The organism is Spiroplasma sp. NBRC 100390 (genome assembly GCF_001886495.1).
Taxonomy (GTDB): domain Bacteria; phylum Bacillota_I; class Bacilli_A; order Mycoplasmatales; family Mycoplasmataceae; genus Spiroplasma.
Genome location: NZ_CP018022.1, coordinates 229,384 through 250,361, shown reverse-complemented (window position 1 = coordinate 250,361; position 20,978 = coordinate 229,384). Strand labels below are relative to the sequence as shown.

Genomic DNA, 20,978 nt, shown 5'->3' with positions numbered 1-20,978 from the left:
TTTTTTAGTATAATTATTATATTAGACAACAAAAGAACATAGTTAAACTTAAATGTTCTAAAAATCGAGGTTCTAAAATGGGAAATGAAACATTACAAAAAATTTTACAGCAAAGAGAAATTAAAACAACCGATGATATTATTTTTCGTACAATCTTTGATGTTTTAAGTGCTCTTTTTACCGATGAAAATCACCTTTCAACTTTAAGAAGTGGTTATACTATTAATGATCATCAACAAGTATGATTTCCAAATATTACACTCCCACAGCGACTTGCAACTGAAATTAAAAAGGGCTATGCCAATTATATGGCTCCTGACGGTCAATATCTTTATCAATTTGATAGTACCAAAGCACTTAGCAAACGAAAAAAACTTGGTGAACAACAAATTCAAAAGCAAACACAATTTGTCACCTTTGCAAAATTAAATGAAAAAGAAATGGGAATTGGTTATTATTTTGTTGGTATTTTTTGTTTCGATGGTTATACCGATGAAGATTGTCAAACCATGATTTATAAAAAAATTGCTGATCTTTATCATTTACCTAATCTAAAACAGTTCTAATTATAAAAAAGAAAAAACCATACTTAATTTTAAGTATGGTTTTAAAAATTATAATTATTATTACGATTTTGTTTTGCTTCTAATCGTTGTTGTTTTGCTTCTTCGCGCGCCATTTTTTTGACACGCCCATAATCAAACGGATCATGTTTTCCTGACCCCGCTTTAATATGCTTACCAAAAATATTAATTTTTCAAGTTCAATTTCTTTGTTTAAATCCCATCATTATCTCCCCTCATAATAAACTATTAAGCCCTATTTCTTTATGATACACGATATTAAATTACTTTTCAATTTTTAAATAAAAAATTCCTAAAATAATAAAAAATTGTTATGTTAAAATCTCAGAACCAGTTTCCGTAATTAAGATTGTATGTTCAAAATGAGCACTGCCTAATCCTAAAGCAGAAACGGGGGTTCATCCATCGGATAACATTTTAATTGCCTTAGTACCAATTTGCACCATTGGTTCAATACAAATTGTCATTCCTGCTTGTAACCGCATCCCAGTTCCAACAACCCCAACATTGGGAATCATTGGTTCTTCATGTAAGGCACGGCCAATCCCGTGGCCAGTAAATTCAGTTGGTAAGTAAAAGCCTTCTCCTTCAACATAAGTTTGAATCACCGCCCCAATATCACCAATACGAACATCGGGTTTTAAAATTGCAATTGCTTTTGCTAAAGCAGTTTCCGTAACAGTTAATAATTTAACATGTTCTGGATTTGCTTCATTACCAACAATAACCGTAAAAGCGCCATCACTGTTGTATCCTTTGTAAGCACATCCCGCATCAATAGAAACAAGATCACCCGCTTGTAACGGGACATTGTTAGGAATCCCGTGCACTAAGACAGTATTTAATGAGACACAAATTGCAGCGGGAAAACCATATAATCCCTTAAAATTAGGTTGACAATTATGCGCTGCAATAATTTCTTCTGCCCGTTGATTAAGCATCATTCCTGTTACCCCTGGTTTAATCATTGCTCGTAATTCTTGATGAATTTGTCTTAAAACAACACCAGCTTGCCGCATGTATTCAATTTCTTGTTCAGTTTTAATTGTAATCATCTTTTGACTCCATTTCTTTTTTTATTTTATCATAAAAAGAAAAAAACTAACGATACTGTTAGTTTTTCTTTTATACTAATTCAATAATCACCATTGGAGCGTTATCTCCTTTGCGATTATCTAATTTTAAAATGCGCGTATAGCCTCCATTACGGTTTTGATATTTTTTTGCAACACCGTTAAATAACTTTTGCAATGCTGTTTCTTTTTCATTCGCATCAATATCGCGTAAAAAACTAGCGGCACGACGACGAGCATGTAAGTCTTGACGCTTTCCTAAGGTAATTAATTTATCAACGTGACGACGTAATTCTTTTGCTCGTGTTTCAGTAATTTCTAATCGTTCATTAATAATTAATTCTGTTGCTAAATTACGCATTAAACCATTTCGTCAAGCGGTATTCTTTCCTCTTTTTTGTTGGTATGACATGATAAGATTCCTCCTTTCCTAATCACGACGAAAGTGTAAACCTAAATGGGCCACTTTGTCTTTGATTTCTGTTAGTGATTTTTTTCCTAAGTTTCGAATATCTTGAATTTCATCTTCTGTTTTTGAAACCAAATCACGTAGGGTATCAATTTTTGCTCGTTTTAAACAGTTTTGTGAACGCTGCGTAAATTCTAACTCATCAATACTACGATCTAATTCATCTTCTTCGGTTTCTGTTTCTGATGAAATAATTTGCGTTGCTTTAATTGCATCGTTTAAATTAACAAAGAATTCTAAGTGCTCAGTAATAACCTTTGCCGCCATTGCAACCGCATTAACCGGTGTAATTGAACTATCAGTTTGAATTTCTAATTCTAATTTTTCTAAATCCGCATTTTTCCCAACTTTTGTTGGTTCAACATTATATGCAACACGTTGAATTGGACAATAGTTTGAATCAATCACGATTAAATCAGCATATTTTTTTTCTTTCTTATTGTCCGTAAATGATTTATAACCACGCGAATTACGAGCATGTAATTCTAATTCTAATTCGCCACCTTTAGCAATTGTTGCTAATAATAAGTGTTCATTAATAATTTCAACTCCTGTTGGAACCACTAAATCTTTTGCGTAAACTTCTCCTTCTTTTGAAGAAACAACCTTTAAGATTACTGATTCACCATCCGGAATAATATCTTGGTTAATTTTTAATACTAAATTTTTAATATTTAAAATTATTTTCGTAACATGTTCAACAACGCCGGGAATAGCCGTAAATTCATGCGAAGCCCCTTTAATGCGAACTGCAAAAACAGCAGCCCCTGGTGTTGCTGATAACAATGTTCGGCGTAAGGCATTCCCCAATGTCACCCCAAACCCTCGTTCTAAGGGTTCTACTAAAAACTTTCCATAATTATTTGCTTTATCTTCTGCTTGTAATTTAAATTCTGGTCTAATAAATTGTTTCATCGCCTAATCCTTCTCCTATCCTCTTGGTCTTTTTGGTGGTCTTGCCCCATTATGAGGAATTGGCGTTACATCTTTAATTGAAGTGATTTCTAATCCAATTGCTTGAATACTACGGACCGCAGCATCCCGCCCTGGACCTGGTCCTTTTACTTCAACTTGAACACTATTCATTCCGTGTTCTTGACTTGCTTTACCAGCAGCTTCAGCAACCATCTGCGCCGCATAAGGCGTTGATTTCTTACTTCCTTTAAAACCCATTGCTCCTGCTGATGATCATGAAATTACATTACCTGCTTCATCGGAAATTGTAACGATTGTATTATTGAAAGTTGAATGAATATGTGCAATTCCTTTTAGAACATTTTTCTTAACTTTTTTCTTATTCGTTGTTTTTTTAACAGCCATAATTCTTCTCCTTATCCATTATTTTTTCTTATTAGCAACCGTTTTACGTGGTCCTTTAACCGTACGAGCATTTTGCTTTGAAGATTGTCCGCGTGCTGGTAAGCTTTTACGATGACGCATCCCACGATAACTCCCAATTTCCATTAATCGTTTAATATTTAAAGCAACTTCACGTCGTAAGTCACCTTCGGTTTTTAGTTTTGCAATTTCATTCCTAATTGTTGTTAATTCATCTTCTGATAAATCTTTTACACGAATATCTTCTGATATTTTTGCTTCTTTTAAAATTTTTTGTGATTGTGGTTTTCCAATTCCATAAATGTAAGTTAATGCAATTACAACGCGCTTATCATTTGGAATATCCACTCCGCCAATACGTGCCATTTTCTTCCCATCCTTTCTTAACCTTGTCGTTGTTTATGTTTTGGTTGTGAACAAATTATCATCACACGCCCTTTTCTTCTAATTACACGACATTTGTCGCAGATTTTTTTAACTGATGATCTTACTTTCATCGTGTATTCTCCTTTACCAAAGTTTTCTTTTGTTATCCTTTTATTTATGTCTAAAAATAATCCGCCCACGTTCTAAGTCATAAGGTGACATTTCGACAACTACTGCATCCCCGGGTAAAATGCGAATGTAATTCATCCGGATTTTACCCGAAACGTGAGCTAAAATAACTGCCCCATTTTCTAATTTCACCTTAAACATTGTATTTGGTAATACTTCTAAAATTGTTCCTTGTACTTCTAATAAATCAGTTTTGGCCATTTTATCTATTACCTCCAATCCCCGTTATTTTAGAACTGCCATAATTTGATCTCATACAGCATGTCCTTCCATATCAGCATCAATAACGGTTAGTACTTGCTGGTTCAAATAATACTGTACTAAAGGTGCTGTATCATTTTGATAAGCTGCTAACCTAATCTTAATTTTTTCTTCACTATCATCTTTACGTTGTACTAATGGTGTTTGATCATCATCACAAACTCATTGTACTTTTGGTGGAAACGCCGTTTGATGATACGTACGTCCACAAGTTGGACAAGTTAACCGTCCAACAATTCGATCAACCAATTTTTTTTCATCAATTTCAAAATATAAAGTATGATCAATTTTACTATTTAACTTTTGTAATAACTGGTCTAATTTTTCTGCTTGCGTAATTGTCCGCGGAAAACCATCTCAAATTAAATCACCACTGATTGTTTGCAAATGTTGTTCTACCATTTGAATCATCAAATCATCAGGCACTAATTTCCCTTGCTCTGAATACTGCTGGCAAAGCAACCCCAATGATGTTTTCCGATCAATATTATCACGAATAATATTTCCCGTTGAAAGATGCGTAAAGCCAAATTGTTTTACTAAATGCTCAGACTGGGTTCCTTTCCCACTACCTGGCGCTCCTAACAAAATAATGTTTCGCATTGCTTGTCCTCTGGCTTTCTATCATAAGTATGAATCTTTTGTTTCATCTTCTAATTTTTGTGACTTTTTGTCAATAAAAGCTTGTTGGGTAATACGACCTTTAACTTGACGCATTGTTTCTAGCGCAACTGACACCATAATAATTAATCCTGTTCCCCCAATTGCTAACGCACTTGGTAATGATGTTAACTTACTAATAACATATGGTAAAATCGCAATTGCCGCTAAAAAGAATGACCCCAAAATACTTAAACGATTAATTGTTCCTTTAATGTATTTTTCGGTTTCTTTCCCAGGACGAACCCCCGGAATAAAGGTTCCGGCCTTTTGAAAGTTTTCTGCAATCTTCTCTGGATTCATCTGTACTTGTGAATACAAGAACGTAAATAAAATTGTTAACACAGCATAAATGATAATTCCTGGCCATGTACTAAACGATAAGTAATTATTCGTAAATTGGACAAAGCCATTGGTTGGATTGCTAACACTAATAATTTGAGCGACAGTAATTGGCGCTGAAATTAATGCTGAGGCAAAAATAACTGGAATAACTCCTGCGGAATTAATTTTTAAGGGTAAGAAAGGACGATTATTTTCATCACCCGATGCTAACCCACTTCCGGTTTGCTGAATTGGTAATTTACGTTCTGATTCATTTAACATTACAACGAACAGAACCACTAATAAGAACATTACAACATAAACTAAGAATTTTAAAATTCCAGTAAATAATAAGTTAATATCTTCTTGTCCTGAAATTCAAAACTTAAATGTTGTTTGTAAATTGTTTGGTAATTGTGCAACAATCCCAGCAAAAATAATTAACGAAACTCCATTTCCAATTCCTTTAATTGTCATTTGATCCGCTAATCATAACATTAACATTGTCCCGGCAATTAAAGCGGTTGGTACTAATAAATAATAGAAGATTGGACTTCCTGTTCCAAAATCAGATGAATCTCATTTTGGTGAAATGATTCCTTGGTTTGCCATAGTAAAAATTGTTGCAATTCCTTGCATAATTGCAAAAGGAATTGTTAATCATTTTGTTAAACGATCTAATTTTTTACGCCCGCGCTCCCCACTCTTTGCTCAACGTGATAGAGGGGGAATAACGTCCGTTGATAACAACTGCACAATAATTGAAGCAGTAATATATGGTGAAACTCCTAAAGCTAAAATTGAAAACTTCCCAAGCGTTCCTCCTCCCAACATTGAAATCAAACTAAAGAACTGATCATTGTTTGATAAATCTTGGAAGTTTTGTGAAATTGTCACACCTGGGACTGTTAAATAACTTCCCAAGCGAATTAAAACTAAAACTAATAAGGTAAAGCCAATTCGTTTCATCAAATCTTTATTTTTAACAAAGAAATTTGATGATTTAACAATATCAACATCACCATTTTTACGGATTGCTTTTCTTTTTTTCACCTTAGTTTTCACTATATTACCTCCACTTTTCCTCCAGCTTTTTCAATTGCTGCTTTTGCAGTTTGTGAAACTTTGTTAACTTTGACATTAACACTCTTAGATATTGTACCATTCCCTAAGATTTTAATTAATTCTTTTTCATTTTTTAGCACTTTTTTTGCAACTAATGTTTGATGGTTAACATCATTTAAACCTAGTTTTTCTAAATCATTTAAATTTAATAAAACATAAGTTTTTGTTGAAATGTTAGTAAACCCAACTTTTGGTAACCGACGAAAGATCGGTGTTTGTCCCCCTTCAAAACCAGGGCGAACTCCACCTCCAGTACGAGCATTTTGCCCCTTATGACCTTTCCCTGAAGTTTTTCCAAGTCCTGATGAAGTTCCTCGTCCTAAACGTTTTTTACTGTGACGAGCCCCTTCGGTATATTGTAATTCGTTTAATTTCATCTTCCTTACCTCTTATCCTTGTAATTCTTCAGGGGTTTTACCACGTAATTTAGCAATTTGTTCAACTGTTCGTAAATTGCGTAAACCATCTAATGTTGCTCTAATCATATTAATTGGTGTATTTGATCCTAATGATTTTGTATAAACATCTGCTAAACCTGCTAGTTCAATTACTGCCCGCGCTGGTCCCCCGGCAATAACTCCGGTTCCTTTTCGCGCTGGTTTAATTAAAACCTTGCCGGCTCCAAAATGACCAATAATTTCATGGGGAACTGTTGTTCCAACTAAAGGCACTTTTACTAATTGTTTTTTTGCTTCTTTAATTGCTTTTTTAATTGCATCAGGAACTTCATTTGCTTTTCCAGTTCCAAACCCAACACGACCTTTTTTATCACCAATAACAACAACTGCCGCAAAACGGAAGTGGCGTCCTCCTTTAGTAACTTTTGTCACACGACGAATTGTTACTACTTTTTCTTCAAACATATTATCCTCACCACGACGATCAAAGTTTCGTTCTGAACGTTGATGTGGTTGGCGAGGATTATTTCGTGAAAAATCGCCTTTTGGTGGTTGCCCTGATGTTGGTGTCCCAGTATTTGGTGTTAAACCTGCTTTATTCTCTGCCATATTTTCTTATTGCTCCTTTTAAAATTTTAATCCTGCTTCACGCGCAGCTTCTGCAAATGCTTTTACTTTACCATGGTATAAATACCCACCACGATCAAATACTACCGTTGTAACTTTTTTATCAAGTGCTTTTTTTGCAATATCAGTTCCAACTTTTTTTGCTGCAACAATATTGCTTGTTGATTTTAAATCTGCCATTTTTAATGTTGAGGCAGCAACAATTGTTGTTTGCTTAACATCATCAATTAATTGGGCATAGAAATGCCCATTTGACTTGAACACATTTAGACGGGGAATTGCAGAAGTACCATTAATTTTTGCGCGAACACGGAAATGTCTTTTTTTACGTTTTGCGCTTCGACTTTGACTTTGTGAATTTGCCATTGTTGTTCTTCCTCTCTTCTGCTATTTACCAGCAGATTTCCCTTCTTTACGAATAATATGTTCATCTTTGTATTTAACCCCTTTTCCTTTGTAAGGTTCAGGTTTACGATAATTTCTAATGTTAGCTGCTACTTCCCCAACTAATTGTTTTGAAATTCCTTCAACAACAATTTGTGTTGGTTTGGGAAGGGTAATGGTAATTCCTTGTGGAATTTTATATTCAATTGGATGTGAATATCCTAAGTTTAAGGTTAATTTATCACCTGCTAAAGCAGCACGATAACCAACCCCATTAATTTCTAATTCTTTTTTGAAACCTTTGCTAACACCTTCCAACATTCCTTGAATTAAAGAATTGATGGTTCCGTGTAGTTGCTTACTATGTTTCACGTCATTTGCTCTTTCTGTTGTCACAATGCCATCTTTTGCGTTAACTGTAATAACACTTGGGATTGCTTGTTCTAATTGCCCTTTTGTACTTTTGACAATAACATTGTTTGGTTGAATTGTTACTTCGACACCTGTTGGAATTTTTAACTCTCTATTACCAATTCGAGACATTTTTCTGTTCTCCTTTAAAGTTTGCTATCAAACATAAGCAATAACTTCCCCACCTAAGTGAGCATGTTTTGCTGCTTTGTCAGTCATAATTCCTTGGCTTGTTGAAATAATTGCAATTCCCATCCCATTTAAAACTTGAGGTACTTTTTCAACGGTTACATAAACTCTTAATCCTGGTTTTGAGATTCTTTTTAATCCTGAAATAACTTTTGTTTTTCCTTTGTATTTTAAAGTTAAACTTAATTCTTTTTTCACATCTCCTGATACTTTAAAATCTTCAACGTAACCTTCTTCTTTTAAAATCTCAGCAATTCTTACTTTCATTTTACTTGAAGGCATGTTCACACTTTTGTGTAAACGTTGGTTAGCGTTTCGAATTCTTGTTAACATATCAGCGATTGTATCAATCATCATAATTAATTAGTCTCTCTTTCTATCATGAAGCTTTTCTAACCCCAGGAATTTGTCCTTTGTATGCTAAAGTTCTAAAGCATAAACGACATAAATTAAATTTACGTAACACAGCATGAGGTCGCCCACAGTTTCCACAACGAGTATAACCTCTTACCTTGAATTTTGGATGGCGTTGTTGTTTAACTTTTAATGATTTTTTGGCCATATTTCTTTCCTCCTATTTTTTAAATGGCATTCCCATTTTGACTAATAATGCATGAGCGTCGCTATTATTAGTTGCATTTGTGACAATTGTGATATCCATTCCGCGAATTTTTTTAACTTTATCATAGTCAATTTCGGGAAAAATAATTTGTTCTTTAATTCCTAGGGTGTAATTTCCACGCCCATCAAAAGCGTCTAAACTAACTCCACGGAAATCTCTTACTCGTGGTAAAGCAATATTAATTAGTTTATCTAAAAACTGATACATTTTTTTACCACGTAATGTAACTTTTGCTCCAATTGGCATTCCTTCACGTAATTTGAAAGCCGCAATTGAACCTTTTGCTTTGGTAACAACTGGATGTAACCCAGTAATTAACGCTAATTCATTTGTAATATCTTCGATTACTTTACTATTTTGTGCTGCATCGCCAGCTCCCATGTTAACAACAATTTTTTTAACAACAGGAACTTGCATAATTGACTGATAACCTTGCTCTTTGAATAACTCTTTAACAATTACATCTTTATATTTTTTTTCTAAATCAACATTCATTATTAATAATTATTCCTTTCTTTACGCTAAATGCGCTTTTGACTTACGAGCAATGCGAACTTTTTTACCACTATCAGCAACTTGATAACTGATTTTAGTAATTTCTTTTTTGTTCTTTGGATCAATTAATGCAACATTTGAAATATGAATTGAAGCAGGAACTTGTTGAATTCCTCCTTCTGTGTTATCTTGTGAAGGTTTAACATGTTTAATGTTGGTAATTCCTTCAATTACAACACGATTTTTTTCACGTAAAACACGGATGATTGGTCCTTCAGTCCCTTTGTGTTTTCCCGTTACAACTTTGACTAAGTCACCTTTTTTAAATTTAACTTTACTCATAACTTAGTCCCTCCTATAATACTTCTGGTGCTAATGATGCGATTTTTCCAAATCCAGCATCCTTAACTTCACGGGCAATTGGACCAAAAATACGTGTTCCCCGTGGTGTTTTATCGTCTTTAATTAAAACTACTGCATTTTCTGAAAATTGAATTTGTGTTCCATCGGTTCTTTTTAATCCGCGTTTTGTGCGAACAATAACTGCTTTAACAATTTGCCCTTTTTTAACAATTCCACCGGGAGTGGCCTTTTTAATGGTACATACAACAATATCCCCAATATTAGTAAACTTACGTCATGAACCACCTAAGTTTTTAATTACTAACACTTCTTTTGCTCCGGAGTTATCGGCAACTTTTAATCTTGATTCTTGTTGGATCATTTTCTTTTCCTCTTCTTAATTAACCAATTGCTTTTTCAATAACTTCAATTAAACGAAAGTGTTTAGTTTTTGATAAAGGTCGTGTTTCCATAATACTTACCTTATCACCAATATGTGCTTGTTCGAGTTCATCGTGTGCTAAATATTTTTTTGAATATCTAACACGTTTCTTATATAATGGGTGGTTTTTGTATGTTTCAACTAAAACAGTAATTGTTTTTTCACTTTTATCTGAAATAACGCGGCCTTGTAGCACTTTTCGACTATTTCTTTCCATTATTTTTTCCCTGTCCCTTTCTTAGTGGTTGTTTTATCATCGGCTTTTTTTGTTGTTTTTCCTGCAGTTAAAATTTTATCACGGTTTTCTTTTCAATTTGTCCCATAAGTATACTCTGATGCTTTTGGGTCTTTTGCTTTTAAATCTAAATTGATTTTAACACCTGTGCCGCGACCTTTTGCAGTTCCGATTGAAATTGAACTTTTCATTGCGGCTAATTTTTCTTTAGCATTAAGTTCCACATCTTTTTTTGCAGTATTAGTTCCCGCTGGTTTTTTTGTTACTTTTGACACTTCAATTTCTGCTTTTGCCGAAGTAACTGATTTAACGGTTACTGTTGATTTATTACTTGTTGTTGGAGCAGTTGGTTTACTTGCTGCTTTTGCTGCTTCGTTCTTTTTAATTAAAGATTTTAAAGCAGCATCTTTTGCCCCTGCTGGTTTAGCAGATTCTTTCTTTGCCACAGGGGTTTTTGAAGCTGCTGTTGGCGTTGCTTTCACCCTTGGTGCTGCTTTTGACGCCGCTTGGTCAGCTTCTTTCTTTGCCACAGGGGCTACTGATTTTTTGTCCGCTGGTTTTTTTACCACTGGCTCTGTTGTTTTTTCAGCAGCTGATTTACTTTCTTTCAATGGTGCTGCTGATTTTTTAGCCAGCGCTGGCTCAACTTTTTTTGTTGTCTCTGCTTTTGGCGCTGCTGATTTTTTGTCATCCGCTTGAGCAGATGTTTCAAGATTTACTGCTTCATCACTTATTTCCATCGCATCAGTTAATGGTAAATCCATTAAACTTGCCATGTTGTCTTCTGAAGCTTCTTGTGCTGCCATTATTTCATCAATTTTAGCTTTGCGTTGTTTTGCAAATTCCTGTGATTCTTTTTCAATTTTAGCGTATGTTTCACTTAAATTAATTTTGACATTAATTGCCGTGTTTTCACCAGCTTTTTTACGAGAAGATAAGATTGTTAAAATGCGAGCAATTTGCTTTCTTAATTCAGGAATGCGATGTGGTTTTTCCAAGTTTCCCATAGCTGATTGAAATCTTAAAGCAAATAATTCAGCGCGTGATTCTTCTTCCAGTTTTTTTAACTCTTCAACTGATTTTTTGTTTAAATCATTCATCTTACTCTTCTCCTTTTTTTATAATCTTACATCTCACCGGTAATTTATGCATTGCTAAACGTAACGCTTCACGGGCTGTTTCTTCTGAAACTCCTGCCACTTCAAACATAACAGTTCCCGTTTTAACTACTGCTACTCATTCTTCTGGTGAACCTTTTCCTGATCCCATCCGTACTTCTAATGGTTTTTTGGTTTTTGCCATATGGGGAAAAATTCTAATTCAAACCTTTCCTCAACGTTTCATATAACGAGTCATGGCAATCCGTGCTGCTTCGATTTGACGGTTTGTAATTCATGCTCCGTCTAGTGATTGTAATCCAAATTCTCCAAAATCAACCTTAGTATTCCCTTTTGCTTTTCCTTCGTATTTAATCCGATGTGGACGACGATATTTCGTTCTTTTTGGTACTAACATTATTTTGCCTCCTTAGGAGCAGAATGTGATCTTGGTGGATACTCACGACGATTATTATTTGAACGATCAAAATCTCTTCGTTCAAATTTTGGTTTTTCATCACTAGTTGTGACTAAATCTTTACTTAAAATTTCACCTTTACAAATTCAAACCTTAACACCAATTTGACCATAAGTTGTCAAAGCTTCAGCCAAAGCATAATCAATATCACTACGCAAAGTAGCTAATGGCACTGTTCCTTCGGTATATCCTTCGGTACGAGCCATATCAACGCCACCTAAACGTCCTGCGACAGAAGTTTTAATCCCTTGAGCACCAGCTTTCATTGCTTTTTTAATTGCTAACTTTTGCACAGTTCTAAATGATGCACGATTAACAATTTGTTCCGCAATTGTATTTGCGACTAATTGTGCATCAGTATCAGGGTTTTTAATTTCAACAACATTAATTTTTACTTCCATTTTACGATCACCAATTGTAACTCTTACTAGTTTTACTAATTCTGCGATGTTTTTTCCTTCTTGCCCTAAGACAACACCAACACGAGCAGTTCTAATAAAGATAACAATTTCTTTTTTTGTTCGCTCAATTTCAATTTTAGAAACACTAGCTCCTTTTAATTTTTTCATTAGAGCTTTTCTAATTTTGATATCTTGATGCAATCAATTCACATAATCTTGCTTTTCAGCATATCATCTTGAATCTCATGTTTTAATAACTCCAACACGTAATCCAGTTGGACTAACTTTTTGACCCATATCTTGTTATCTTCCTTTCTTATTGCTGCCCATCACTAACAGTAACTGTGATGTGACTTGTTCTCTTTAAAATTTCATATGCTCGTCCGTGGGCACGAGGACGGAATCGTTTTAATGTTGGTCCTTCGTTAACGAAGATTTCTTTAATAAATAAGCGATCAGCATCCAACCCATTATTGTTAACAGCATTTGCTACTGCTGACTTTACTAATTTTTGAACTGGTACTGATGATTTTTTGTTTGTGTTGTTAAGAATAACTATTGCGTCTCCCACTTTTTTGTTACGAATTAAATCGGCAACCAATCTAACTTTTCGTGGCGATATTCGAATACTTCTTAAGTTTGCTCTTACATCCATTTATATAATACTCACTTTCTGAATTTAATTATTTTTTCTTTTTCTTATCATCGCCATGGCCACCAAATTTTCTCGTTGGTGAGAATTCTCCTAATTTATGACCAACCATATCTTCAGTAACATAAACGGGAATATGTTCTTTCCCGTTATGTACGGCAAATGTATGACCAATAAATTCAGGGAAAATAACGCTTCTTCTTGATCAAGTCTTAACAACTTCTTTTTTATTTATTGCATTTAATGCTTCAACTTTTTTTTGCAAATGTTTATCAACAAATGGTCCTTTTTTTAGACTTCGTGACATTGTTGTACCTCCTTTTAAATAATCTCTCTAATTTTAATCTTTACTTTCAACTACTGTTAGTCATATTTGACTCTAATTAGCAAGATTATTTAGTACGTCTTCTAACAATTAGTTTAGTTGAAGCTTTTTTCTTATTACGAGTTTTTACTCCTAATGCTTTTTTACCTCATGGTGTCATTGGTGCTTTACGCCCAACAGGAGCTTTTCCTTCTCCTCCTCCATGTGGGTGATCATTCGGGTTCATAACTGATCCACGAACAGTTGGGCGAATTCCGCGTCAACGGTTACGTCCTGCTTTTCCTCAATTTACTAAGCCATAGTCTTCATTTCCAACTTCTCCGATAGTTGCTCGACATTCAGCTAAAACCTTGCGAACTTCACCAGAAGTTAGTCGAATTGTAACATATTTACCATCTTCATCTTTCCCTAGTAATTGAACTGATGAACCCGCTGCACGCGCTAATTGTCCACCTTTGCCAGGACGTAATTCTAAATTATGAAGTACTGTCCCTTCTGGAATGTTTTTTAATTGCATGCAGTTTCCAACTTTAATATCAGTTTTCTCACCACTAATAATTTGCATTCCAACTTTAATTGTTTTTGGTGCTAAGATGTATCTTTTTTCACCGTCAACATAATTAACTAAACAAATAAAGGCATTACGATTTGGATCATATTCAATTGTGACAATTTTGCCAACAATATCATCTTTATTTCGCTTAAAGTCAATAATTCGATATTTAACTTTATGACCGCCACCTTTATGTCTTGTGGTAATAACCCCTTGGTTATTACGACCAGCATGTCTTTTCCGAGTCTCAATTAATGATTTTTCCGGACGATCAGTTGTTAGTACGGAATAATCTAATGTTGTCATATTACGACGACTCGGTGTAACTGGTTTAAAACTCTTAATTGGCATTTTTATTTATCCTCCTATTTCGCCAATAAACAGTCCCAGATAGTGTCTCCTGGAATTATTTATCTTCTCCTAATAAATCTAATTTTTCTCCTGGTTTTAATTTAATGATTGCACGTTTTGTATAAGTTGTTTCTCCAACAAATTTTCCCATTTTCTTTTCTTTTGGGTCATAATTAATAACATTAACTTTTTCAACCTTTACTTCAAAGATTTTCTCAAAAGCTTTTTTAATTTGAACTTTGTTAGCAGTACGTGCTACTTCAAAAGTGTAAACACCATCAGCCATATTACGATATGTTTTTTCTGATAAAATTGGTTTTTTAATGACATTTGTAATATGCATTATGCGTACACCTCCTCAATTGCTTTTACTGCTTGTTCTGTTATTAATAACTTGTCAGCATTTAGCAAATCATAAACGTTAATTCCAGCGGATGTAATTATATTTATTTTTTTAATATTACGTGATGATTTAAAATTAACTTCATCACCTTCTGTTGTAATGATTAGTAATTTTTCATCATTAACTTTTAAATTATTTAAAACCTCAACCATTGCTTTTGTTGAAGGTTGTTCAATTCCAAATTGATCAATTACCACTAAATTTTTATCTTGTGTTTTTAATGATAACGCCGATTTAATTGCTAATTTTCTTACTTTTTTATTAACATGTTTCAAGTAATTTTTTTCTGGAGTTGGACCAAATACAATCCCTCCTCCTTTTCATTGTGGTGCTCTAATTGACCCTTGGCGAGCACGACCAGTACCTTTTTGTCTTCAAGGTTTTCTTCCCCCACCAGATACTTCAGTTCTTGTTTTAGTTTTGTGTGTGCCTTGACGCATTGAAGCTTGTTGCGCGACAACAGCATCAAACATTGCTTGTTGATGTGGCTCAATCCCTCAGATTGTCTTATTTACACTAATTTCTTTAATGCTACTTCCCTTCGCATCAAGTACTTGTAATTTCATTCTAAAATTCCTTTCTACAAAACTATTCTGCAACCGATGCTGGTGCATCAGTTGCTGGTGCTGCTTCAACAGGTGCTTCAGCAACTGTGTCAACTGGTTTTTCTGTTTTAATTTCGGATTCTGGTGTTTTTGGGTCAACAGTTCTTTTAATTAGCTCTGTTGGTGTTTTTGGTGTTAAACCTTTGATTGTTTCTTTAATAACTACAAACTGTTTGTTTGGTCCCGGAATTGAACCTTTTACTAATAAGGCGTTTTTTACCGTATCAATTGCAACTACTTCTAAATTTTGAATTGTTACTTTTTCAGTTCCCATATGTCCTGGCATTTTTTTCGATTTTAAAATGCGGTTTGGAGCAATTGGTCCCATTGACCCAACTCCACGGTGGTATCCTGACCCATGGCCCATTGGTCCACGCGAATAGTTGTGTCGTTTGATTGAACCTGTAAATCCTTTTCCTTTTGAAGTTCCGGTTACATCAACGAATTCCCCAGCAGTAAAGATATCAGCTTTAATAATATCGCCAGAATTATAGCCATCCATGTTTCTGATTTCTTTAACGAAGCGCTTAGGTGTTGTATTCGCTTTTTTAAATTGTCCTTGGTCTGGTTTTGAAACCAAGTTAATTCTTTTATCTTCGACAGCTATTTGAAGTGCTTGATAACCATTTTTTTCTTTAGTTAATACTTGTAAAACAACATTAGGTTGTACTTCAACTACTGTAACTGGTATTAATCTACCATCGGTAGCAAAAACTTGTGTCATACCAATTTTGCGTCCTAAGATTCCTTTCATTTCTTTCCTCCTTGAAAATACGTCATGTATATCTTGCTGATAAATTAAATTTAAGAACGGTTATTTATTTCATTTCAATTTCAACACCACTTGGTAATTGAACACGTTTTAAAGTATCAATTACTTTTGGACCATCAGGATTAATGATGTCAATAATTCTTTTATGTGTTCTCATTTCAAATTGTTCTCTCGAATCTTTGTATTTATGAGTTGCACGTAAAATAGTAATGATTTCACGATCAGTTGGTAAAGGAATTGGTCCTTTAACTTTTACTCCTGCGGCTTGGGCTGCTTCAATGATTTTTTGAATTGATTGATCAACCACACGGTGATCATAACCTTTTAATTTTATTCTCATTTTAGTTTGAGCCATTACTTTTCCTCCTAATTTATTTATATTTTTTGTGTAAACATTGACAACGCCTATCAGTGTATCAAAGATAGACCACAAAAGATGTTTCCACAGAATATACATGCTAATTTATTTTATTGGATAAAAATCAATAATGCAAGTATTTTTTGAAAAAAATAATAAAAATTAATATCTAAAAAGCAGTGAAATTAATGGTCCTTATTGTGCTCATAATACCCAATAACAGAAAAATATTATCTTACCTTTTATTCTTTTTTTAATCTCGTTATAATTATTATTGTATAAAAGTAACAAAAGGTGAGGAGAAAAATGGCAAACAAAAAAGATGATAAAACCATCATATGAAAAAAATCAACAAATGTTGAGCATGATTTACGTTATGAAAAAATCCAGGAATTTAAAGCCCAAATAGTTAAAATTGAGTTTGATAATTTAGCACGTAAAACATCACGAGCCCATGAAGTATACCGCAAGACAACTAAAAAACCACAACTTGATAAGAAAAAAATAATTGATAAAAATAATCCAATGTATAAAATCCTATTAAATGCCCAAAAAAAGAATAACCAATTAAGAAAACAAGCTTTTAAAACCGATGACCCTAATTATATTGATGTTAATAATATGACTGTTGCCGACCGTGTTAAAGTTGTTAAACTAGCGAAAAAAAATAGTCCGTATTATCGTCAATTATTATTAGAAAAAAATACAACTGGTCTTTCTGAATTAGCACGAAAACGAAAAATTGAAATGATGAGACAAGGAACACAACCGAAAAAAAGAGTCAAAAAATAAAAAAATATAAAAAGGGGAACTTTTTATACTGCTAATTTATTTATGATAAACTTCATTATTAATAATTTTAAAACCACGATAAATTTGTTCTAATAAAATTAAACGGCATAATTGGTGCGGTAATGTTATTGCACCAAAACTTAATTGAAAAGTAACCTGTGTTTGGATTACCGAATTAAAACCATGACTACCACCAATAATAAACATTAACTTTGCTTTTTTAAAATCTTTGACATCTGCTATTAAAGCAGCAATTTTTTCACTTGTTAATTGTTGGCCATTCAAAGCTAATAATACTTTGTAATAATCCGGATAATCTAAAACTTTTTTTATGACTAATGCTGTTTGTTCATTAATTGCCACTTGTTCATTTTTATTAATAATTTCTTTAATCTCAATGACTTCTATTTTAGCATAATGTTTGATGCGTTCCAGAAACATTGCACATCCAGTTACCAAAAAAGTTTTATCTAATGAACCAACTGTTAAAATTTTAATATCCATTAATTGTATTGATCTGTCATTGAATCAACATTAATTCTTCATTTTAAATCAGGAAAGGCATAATCTGGTGATAATGTCGGAAATTGACCTTCTTTATCAACTTTCTTATCTTCATCAGCTGTTAAAATCCCATCCTTATCACCCTTTTTAACATATCCTAAGGCAATACTAATATTTGGATCGATATTAAGACCTGGAATCTTAAAATTATAGTCATGATAATCATCATTTTTTAATGTACTAAAATCATAAAAACCATAACTAAGGAAAAACCATTGATGTGCATATGTTGGTTTGTCCGTACTACTATTTGGATTTTTATAAACCAAGTAATTAGCATAAGCAACTAATTTATCAATTGTCGCTGAAAAAGTAAAGCGTTTATGCTCACCCTGAAATTCAAAGCGAATTGTTACATTTGGAATTGTTATTGCAATATAACGAGCTGATTGATACCCACGGTTTTCATTAATTTGGTCAAACCCTTTACTATAATTATTATTTGGATCATTTAATCAGTCTAAAATTGTCGCAACTGGAGATAAAGTTTTTAATGATGGCGGTGTGTATGGCCCCTTCTTAGTACCTCAAGTATGATCTTTCACTCAATCCTTATTTGATGTTTTTTCTGCATTACCAGTCATTGTCATCAAATTTTGATTAGTATGATCTAAAACAGCTGGATTTTCATTTGCAACTACACCTACTTGTTCAAAATATGAATCATAACTAGTTGAATAGTTGGCAAAGAATTCTTTTCATAATGTTTTTTGGTCAATCTTTTTTGTATTATCAAACGGATCAGAACCATCAGTCTTTGCATTTGTAATAATATTATCTTTTTGTCCTTGCAATCCTGCCGCAATTTGTTCAGGTGTTCAGTTTGCTCCTTTTCCCGTTGTCTTACTATTGTCTTTTGTTAAATTTATTCCCGTTAAAAATGGAACAATGACATTACTAATTAATCCCATTCTTCCCCCTTGTAAACCATATTCATAAGGAGCTCCTGTTTCATCTTTCCCGGATTCAGCGGCATTATCAATTCCATTAACTGACTTTCCAGTTACTGTTGGCGCATGACTGAATTTTTGATTCCCATTATATACAAAAACAGGCACCGGATTTCCTTGCGGTGTTGTATTACAAGCAACAAGTGAAGTTGTTGATGTTGTGATTAAAGTTGTTGCTGTAAAAAGTGATAATAATTTACGCATTTTAGACCTCTTTTCCTAAGCGTTTATTTAATATAATTGCATCTGCTACTATCTAAAATGTTAACCTAAATTTTAGAATTTTGCAAACCATAATCAGCAAATGAACCATGTTTTTTTACAAATAATAATTCAACACTACCTGTTGGCCCATTTCGATGTTTTGATAAAATTAATTGTGCTTTTTCTGTTTCCAATGGAACATCTAAATTATTTGGATCATGTGTTGCATAGTAGTCTTCTCGAAATAAAAACATAATAATATCAGCATCTTGTTCAATTGCCCCCGAGTCACGTAAATCTGACATAATTGGCCGTTTATCTTCTCGTTTTTCAACTGATCGTGATAACTGTGATAAACAAATAATTGGTATTTCTAATTCTCGTGCTAAAGCTTTTAATTGTCGTGAAATAGTTGAAACTTCTTGCTGACGTGAATCACCAAAATGTGTTCCTGTACTTAATAATTGTAAATAATCAATGACAACTAATCCAACTTCATTTTCACGACATAGTTTTCGAAGTTTTGATTGTAATTCAATAACTTTTAATCCTGGCGTATCATCAATAAACAATTTAGTTTGTTTTAAAAAATCAGCAGCTTTGGTAATGTTTTCTCAATCACGCGTTTGTAAACCTTTTCCGGTACGAACTTTTGCTGAATCTACGGTCGAATAACTCCCAATCATCCGTTGGATTAATTGTTCTGCTGGCATTTCAACTGAAAAAATCGCCACAGCTTTTTTTGATTGTGCAGCAGATTTAACAGCAAAGTTTAAAGCTAATGCTGTTTTCCCCATTGATGGTCGCGCTGCTAAAATAATAAAATCTCCTTTTTGAAAACCTGATGTCATTCGATCTAAATCACGAAAACCACTTGGACTACCTGTTAACATCTCACCAGAATTCTCTAACAATTCAATTTTTTGTAAAACTTTATCAACCTCATCAAATGATGTTTTAAATAAGTTTCCTTTACGTTCTTTTTTTACATCTAAAATTTCTTTTTCAGCTTTGCTAACAACTTCATCAATTGGTTGATGAGTTTCAATTTCACGATGAATATTTTCAAGAACTGCTTTTAAACGACGTGATGTTGTATTTTTAATAATAATATCTAGATACTCTGTTAGATTTGCATCAGTCGTATATGATTGAAATAAATCTGTTAAGAACTCAATTCCCCCAATTTTATTTAACATATTATTTTTTAACATGTAATTACTTAAAGTAGTAATATTAATAGCTACTTTAGCCAAGAATTGTTCTTGTAAGGCTTTAAAGATAACTTTATAATTCATTACTGTAAAATCTTCTTCTGTTAAAATTGAAAAAACTTCTTCTGCTGCAGCAATTGAATGAGCAATAATTGCTAAAACATTTTTTTCAGCATCATTAATAACATTAATCTTATTTAACTCTTTTTTACTTAAGTTATCCATTACCTAACTCTCCTTTTTATCGACCATTACTTTCAAAGTTGCAATTAAATTAGGGGCTAATTTAATTTTTAAATAGTGCAGCCCAAAACTTGTTAAATTATTATTATCAAGAAATTTCTTTTTATCAATCTTTAAATTAAATTCTTTTGCTAAACGATCTTCAATTTGAGTTAACGAGATTGAACCAAAAGTTTTATTATCATGAACTTTTAATTTAAAATTTAATGTCAATTGTTCTAAAGTCGCTTTTAGTGCTTCTAACGTTGCTTTAGTTGCTGCTGCTTGAACCTTTTGTTCGGACAAAACAACATTTAACTTTGCTAAATTAGTTGGGGTTGTTGGAATAGCAAATCCTTCTTTAATTAAATAATTTTTGGCATAACCATCCGAAACTTCAATAACATCATTAATCTTACCTTTTCCCTTAACATCTTTAATTAAAATCACTTTCATCATAATCACCTATTATCAATTATATAGGAAAACTATCTTAAAAAAAG

36 protein-coding genes are annotated in these 20,978 nt (G+C 33.2%); 2 read left to right on the top strand and 34 right to left on the bottom strand.

Annotated elements, in window-relative coordinates; all coding sequences use genetic code 4:
• Nucleotides 1–77 precede the first annotated feature (77 nt).
• Nucleotides 78–566 (top strand): hypothetical protein, encoded by a 489-nt coding sequence (locus tag S100390_RS01175; RefSeq protein ID WP_070406480.1) that lies wholly within the window; start codon nt 78–80, stop codon nt 564–566.
• Nucleotides 567–607: 41 nt separating this feature from the next.
• Here S100390_RS01175 and S100390_RS01170 read toward each other — a convergent pair whose 3' ends face one another.
• The 30 genes from S100390_RS01170 to rpsJ form a co-directional block, all read right to left on the bottom strand.
• On the bottom strand, nt 608–790 hold the full coding sequence (locus tag S100390_RS01170) for a hypothetical protein (protein WP_231918058.1): 183 nt from the start codon (nt 788–790) through the stop codon (nt 608–610).
• Between the two features lie 105 nt (nt 791–895).
• A complete protein-coding gene (map, locus tag S100390_RS01165; RefSeq protein ID WP_070406478.1) occupies nt 896–1,639 on the bottom strand; it encodes a type I methionyl aminopeptidase in 744 nt (247 codons plus the stop codon).
• Nucleotides 1,640–1,709: 70 nt separating this feature from the next.
• Nucleotides 1,710–2,069, bottom strand: coding sequence for a 50S ribosomal protein L17 (rplQ, locus tag S100390_RS01160; RefSeq protein ID WP_040092952.1), 360 nt, complete (start codon nt 2,067–2,069; stop codon nt 1,710–1,712).
• Between the two features lie 18 nt (nt 2,070–2,087).
• On the bottom strand, nt 2,088–3,041 hold the full coding sequence (locus S100390_RS01155; RefSeq protein ID WP_070406477.1) for a DNA-directed RNA polymerase subunit alpha: 954 nt from the start codon (nt 3,039–3,041) through the stop codon (nt 2,088–2,090).
• A 15-nt stretch (nt 3,042–3,056) separates the two neighbouring features.
• On the bottom strand, nt 3,057–3,446 hold the full coding sequence (rpsK, locus tag S100390_RS01150; protein ID WP_070406476.1) for a 30S ribosomal protein S11: 390 nt from the start codon (nt 3,444–3,446) through the stop codon (nt 3,057–3,059).
• An 18-nt stretch (nt 3,447–3,464) separates the two neighbouring features.
• Nucleotides 3,465–3,830 carry a 30S ribosomal protein S13 gene (rpsM, locus tag S100390_RS01145; protein WP_040092949.1) on the bottom strand — a complete coding sequence of 122 codons (366 nt, stop codon included), beginning with the start codon at nt 3,828–3,830 and terminating at the stop codon, nt 3,465–3,467.
• 17 nt (nt 3,831–3,847) lie between these two features.
• Complete coding sequence (gene rpmJ / locus S100390_RS01140) at nt 3,848–3,961, bottom strand: 50S ribosomal protein L36 (RefSeq protein WP_004028447.1); 114 nt, start codon at nt 3,959–3,961, stop codon at nt 3,848–3,850.
• 40 nt (nt 3,962–4,001) lie between these two features.
• The gene (infA, locus tag S100390_RS01135; protein ID WP_040092948.1) at nt 4,002–4,220 is read right to left on the bottom strand and encodes a translation initiation factor IF-1; all 219 of its coding nucleotides are present in this window, start codon (nt 4,218–4,220) and stop codon (nt 4,002–4,004) included.
• A 24-nt stretch (nt 4,221–4,244) separates the two neighbouring features.
• Entirely contained in the window at nt 4,245–4,883 is a 639-nt protein-coding gene (locus tag S100390_RS01130; RefSeq protein WP_070406475.1) for an adenylate kinase, read from the bottom strand.
• Nucleotides 4,884–4,901: 18 nt separating this feature from the next.
• The gene (gene secY, locus S100390_RS01125) at nt 4,902–6,329 is read right to left on the bottom strand and encodes a preprotein translocase subunit SecY (RefSeq protein WP_070406474.1); all 1,428 of its coding nucleotides are present in this window, start codon (nt 6,327–6,329) and stop codon (nt 4,902–4,904) included.
• Complete coding sequence (rplO, locus tag S100390_RS01120) at nt 6,329–6,766, bottom strand: 50S ribosomal protein L15 (RefSeq protein ID WP_070406473.1); 438 nt, start codon at nt 6,764–6,766, stop codon at nt 6,329–6,331. The genes secY and rplO overlap by 1 nt, the downstream gene beginning before the upstream one ends.
• A 12-nt stretch (nt 6,767–6,778) precedes the next feature.
• Complete coding sequence (rpsE, locus tag S100390_RS01115) at nt 6,779–7,396, bottom strand: 30S ribosomal protein S5 (protein ID WP_071890198.1); 618 nt, start codon at nt 7,394–7,396, stop codon at nt 6,779–6,781.
• An 18-nt stretch (nt 7,397–7,414) separates the two neighbouring features.
• Nucleotides 7,415–7,780 (bottom strand): 50S ribosomal protein L18, encoded by a 366-nt coding sequence (gene rplR / locus S100390_RS01110; protein WP_070406472.1) that lies wholly within the window; start codon nt 7,778–7,780, stop codon nt 7,415–7,417.
• A gap of 21 nt (nt 7,781–7,801) precedes the next feature.
• Complete coding sequence (rplF, locus tag S100390_RS01105; RefSeq protein ID WP_070406471.1) at nt 7,802–8,341, bottom strand: 50S ribosomal protein L6; 540 nt, start codon at nt 8,339–8,341, stop codon at nt 7,802–7,804.
• 24 nt (nt 8,342–8,365) lie between these two features.
• Nucleotides 8,366–8,755 carry a 30S ribosomal protein S8 gene (gene rpsH, locus S100390_RS01100; protein WP_070406470.1) on the bottom strand — a complete coding sequence of 130 codons (390 nt, stop codon included), beginning with the start codon at nt 8,753–8,755 and terminating at the stop codon, nt 8,366–8,368.
• A gap of 19 nt (nt 8,756–8,774) precedes the next feature.
• On the bottom strand, nt 8,775–8,960 hold the full coding sequence (locus tag S100390_RS01095) for a type Z 30S ribosomal protein S14 (protein ID WP_070406469.1): 186 nt from the start codon (nt 8,958–8,960) through the stop codon (nt 8,775–8,777).
• Between the two features lie 12 nt (nt 8,961–8,972).
• Nucleotides 8,973–9,515: a 50S ribosomal protein L5 gene (gene rplE, locus S100390_RS01090; protein WP_070406468.1), complete on the bottom strand. Its 543-nt coding sequence runs from the start codon at nt 9,513–9,515 to the stop codon at nt 8,973–8,975.
• Nucleotides 9,516–9,536: 21 nt separating this feature from the next.
• Nucleotides 9,537–9,857 carry a 50S ribosomal protein L24 gene (rplX, locus tag S100390_RS01085; RefSeq protein WP_070406467.1) on the bottom strand — a complete coding sequence of 107 codons (321 nt, stop codon included), beginning with the start codon at nt 9,855–9,857 and terminating at the stop codon, nt 9,537–9,539.
• 13 nt (nt 9,858–9,870) lie between these two features.
• Entirely contained in the window at nt 9,871–10,239 is a 369-nt protein-coding gene (rplN, locus tag S100390_RS01080; protein ID WP_070406466.1) for a 50S ribosomal protein L14, read from the bottom strand.
• A gap of 19 nt (nt 10,240–10,258) precedes the next feature.
• On the bottom strand, nt 10,259–10,519 hold the full coding sequence (rpsQ, locus tag S100390_RS01075; protein WP_197490518.1) for a 30S ribosomal protein S17: 261 nt from the start codon (nt 10,517–10,519) through the stop codon (nt 10,259–10,261).
• Nucleotides 10,516–11,634, bottom strand: a complete 1,119-nt coding sequence (rpmC, locus tag S100390_RS01070; RefSeq protein WP_070406464.1) for a 50S ribosomal protein L29 — start codon at nt 11,632–11,634, stop codon at nt 10,516–10,518. Before rpmC ends, rpsQ begins: the two co-directional genes overlap by 4 nt.
• Before the next feature lies 1 nt (nt 11,635).
• Nucleotides 11,636–12,049 carry a 50S ribosomal protein L16 gene (gene rplP / locus S100390_RS01065; protein WP_070406463.1) on the bottom strand — a complete coding sequence of 138 codons (414 nt, stop codon included), beginning with the start codon at nt 12,047–12,049 and terminating at the stop codon, nt 11,636–11,638.
• The gene (rpsC, locus tag S100390_RS01060) at nt 12,049–12,807 is read right to left on the bottom strand and encodes a 30S ribosomal protein S3 (protein ID WP_070406462.1); all 759 of its coding nucleotides are present in this window, start codon (nt 12,805–12,807) and stop codon (nt 12,049–12,051) included. The genes rplP and rpsC overlap by 1 nt, the downstream gene beginning before the upstream one ends.
• A gap of 19 nt (nt 12,808–12,826) precedes the next feature.
• Nucleotides 12,827–13,165 carry a 50S ribosomal protein L22 gene (rplV, locus tag S100390_RS01055; RefSeq protein WP_070406461.1) on the bottom strand — a complete coding sequence of 113 codons (339 nt, stop codon included), beginning with the start codon at nt 13,163–13,165 and terminating at the stop codon, nt 12,827–12,829.
• A gap of 28 nt (nt 13,166–13,193) precedes the next feature.
• Nucleotides 13,194–13,469 carry a 30S ribosomal protein S19 gene (gene rpsS, locus S100390_RS01050; RefSeq protein ID WP_040092927.1) on the bottom strand — a complete coding sequence of 92 codons (276 nt, stop codon included), beginning with the start codon at nt 13,467–13,469 and terminating at the stop codon, nt 13,194–13,196.
• Between the two features lie 85 nt (nt 13,470–13,554).
• Nucleotides 13,555–14,391 carry a 50S ribosomal protein L2 gene (rplB, locus tag S100390_RS01045; protein ID WP_070406460.1) on the bottom strand — a complete coding sequence of 279 codons (837 nt, stop codon included), beginning with the start codon at nt 14,389–14,391 and terminating at the stop codon, nt 13,555–13,557.
• A gap of 55 nt (nt 14,392–14,446) precedes the next feature.
• Nucleotides 14,447–14,734 (bottom strand): 50S ribosomal protein L23, encoded by a 288-nt coding sequence (gene rplW / locus S100390_RS01040; protein ID WP_070406459.1) that lies wholly within the window; start codon nt 14,732–14,734, stop codon nt 14,447–14,449.
• Nucleotides 14,734–15,360: a 50S ribosomal protein L4 gene (gene rplD, locus S100390_RS01035; RefSeq protein WP_070406458.1), complete on the bottom strand. Its 627-nt coding sequence runs from the start codon at nt 15,358–15,360 to the stop codon at nt 14,734–14,736. Before rplD ends, rplW begins: the two co-directional genes overlap by 1 nt.
• 22 nt (nt 15,361–15,382) lie before the next feature.
• A complete protein-coding gene (rplC, locus tag S100390_RS01030) occupies nt 15,383–16,153 on the bottom strand; it encodes a 50S ribosomal protein L3 (protein ID WP_070406457.1) in 771 nt (256 codons plus the stop codon).
• Nucleotides 16,154–16,217: 64 nt separating this feature from the next.
• Nucleotides 16,218–16,526 carry a 30S ribosomal protein S10 gene (gene rpsJ / locus S100390_RS01025; protein WP_040092918.1) on the bottom strand — a complete coding sequence of 103 codons (309 nt, stop codon included), beginning with the start codon at nt 16,524–16,526 and terminating at the stop codon, nt 16,218–16,220.
• A gap of 309 nt (nt 16,527–16,835) precedes the next feature.
• Here rpsJ and S100390_RS01020 point away from each other — a divergent pair, with 309 nt between their 5' ends.
• On the top strand, nt 16,836–17,321 hold the full coding sequence (locus tag S100390_RS01020; protein ID WP_070406456.1) for a hypothetical protein: 486 nt from the start codon (nt 16,836–16,838) through the stop codon (nt 17,319–17,321).
• A gap of 36 nt (nt 17,322–17,357) precedes the next feature.
• Here the strand turns inward: S100390_RS01020 and S100390_RS01015 are convergent, their stop codons facing one another.
• The 4 genes from S100390_RS01015 to rplI all read right to left on the bottom strand — a co-directional run bounded on the left by S100390_RS01015 (nt 17,358) and on the right by rplI (nt 20,934).
• Nucleotides 17,358–17,825 (bottom strand): 23S rRNA (pseudouridine(1915)-N(3))-methyltransferase RlmH, encoded by a 468-nt coding sequence (locus S100390_RS01015; RefSeq protein ID WP_070406455.1) that lies wholly within the window; start codon nt 17,823–17,825, stop codon nt 17,358–17,360.
• Nucleotides 17,825–19,039, bottom strand: coding sequence for a lipoprotein (locus S100390_RS01010; protein ID WP_070406454.1), 1,215 nt, complete (start codon nt 19,037–19,039; stop codon nt 17,825–17,827). The genes S100390_RS01015 and S100390_RS01010 overlap by 1 nt, the downstream gene beginning before the upstream one ends.
• Before the next feature lie 65 nt (nt 19,040–19,104).
• Nucleotides 19,105–20,478: a replicative DNA helicase gene (gene dnaB, locus S100390_RS01005; protein ID WP_070406453.1), complete on the bottom strand. Its 1,374-nt coding sequence runs from the start codon at nt 20,476–20,478 to the stop codon at nt 19,105–19,107.
• Between the two features lie 3 nt (nt 20,479–20,481).
• A complete protein-coding gene (gene rplI / locus S100390_RS01000; RefSeq protein ID WP_231918056.1) occupies nt 20,482–20,934 on the bottom strand; it encodes a 50S ribosomal protein L9 in 453 nt (150 codons plus the stop codon).
• Nucleotides 20,935–20,978: the final 44 nt, after the last annotated feature.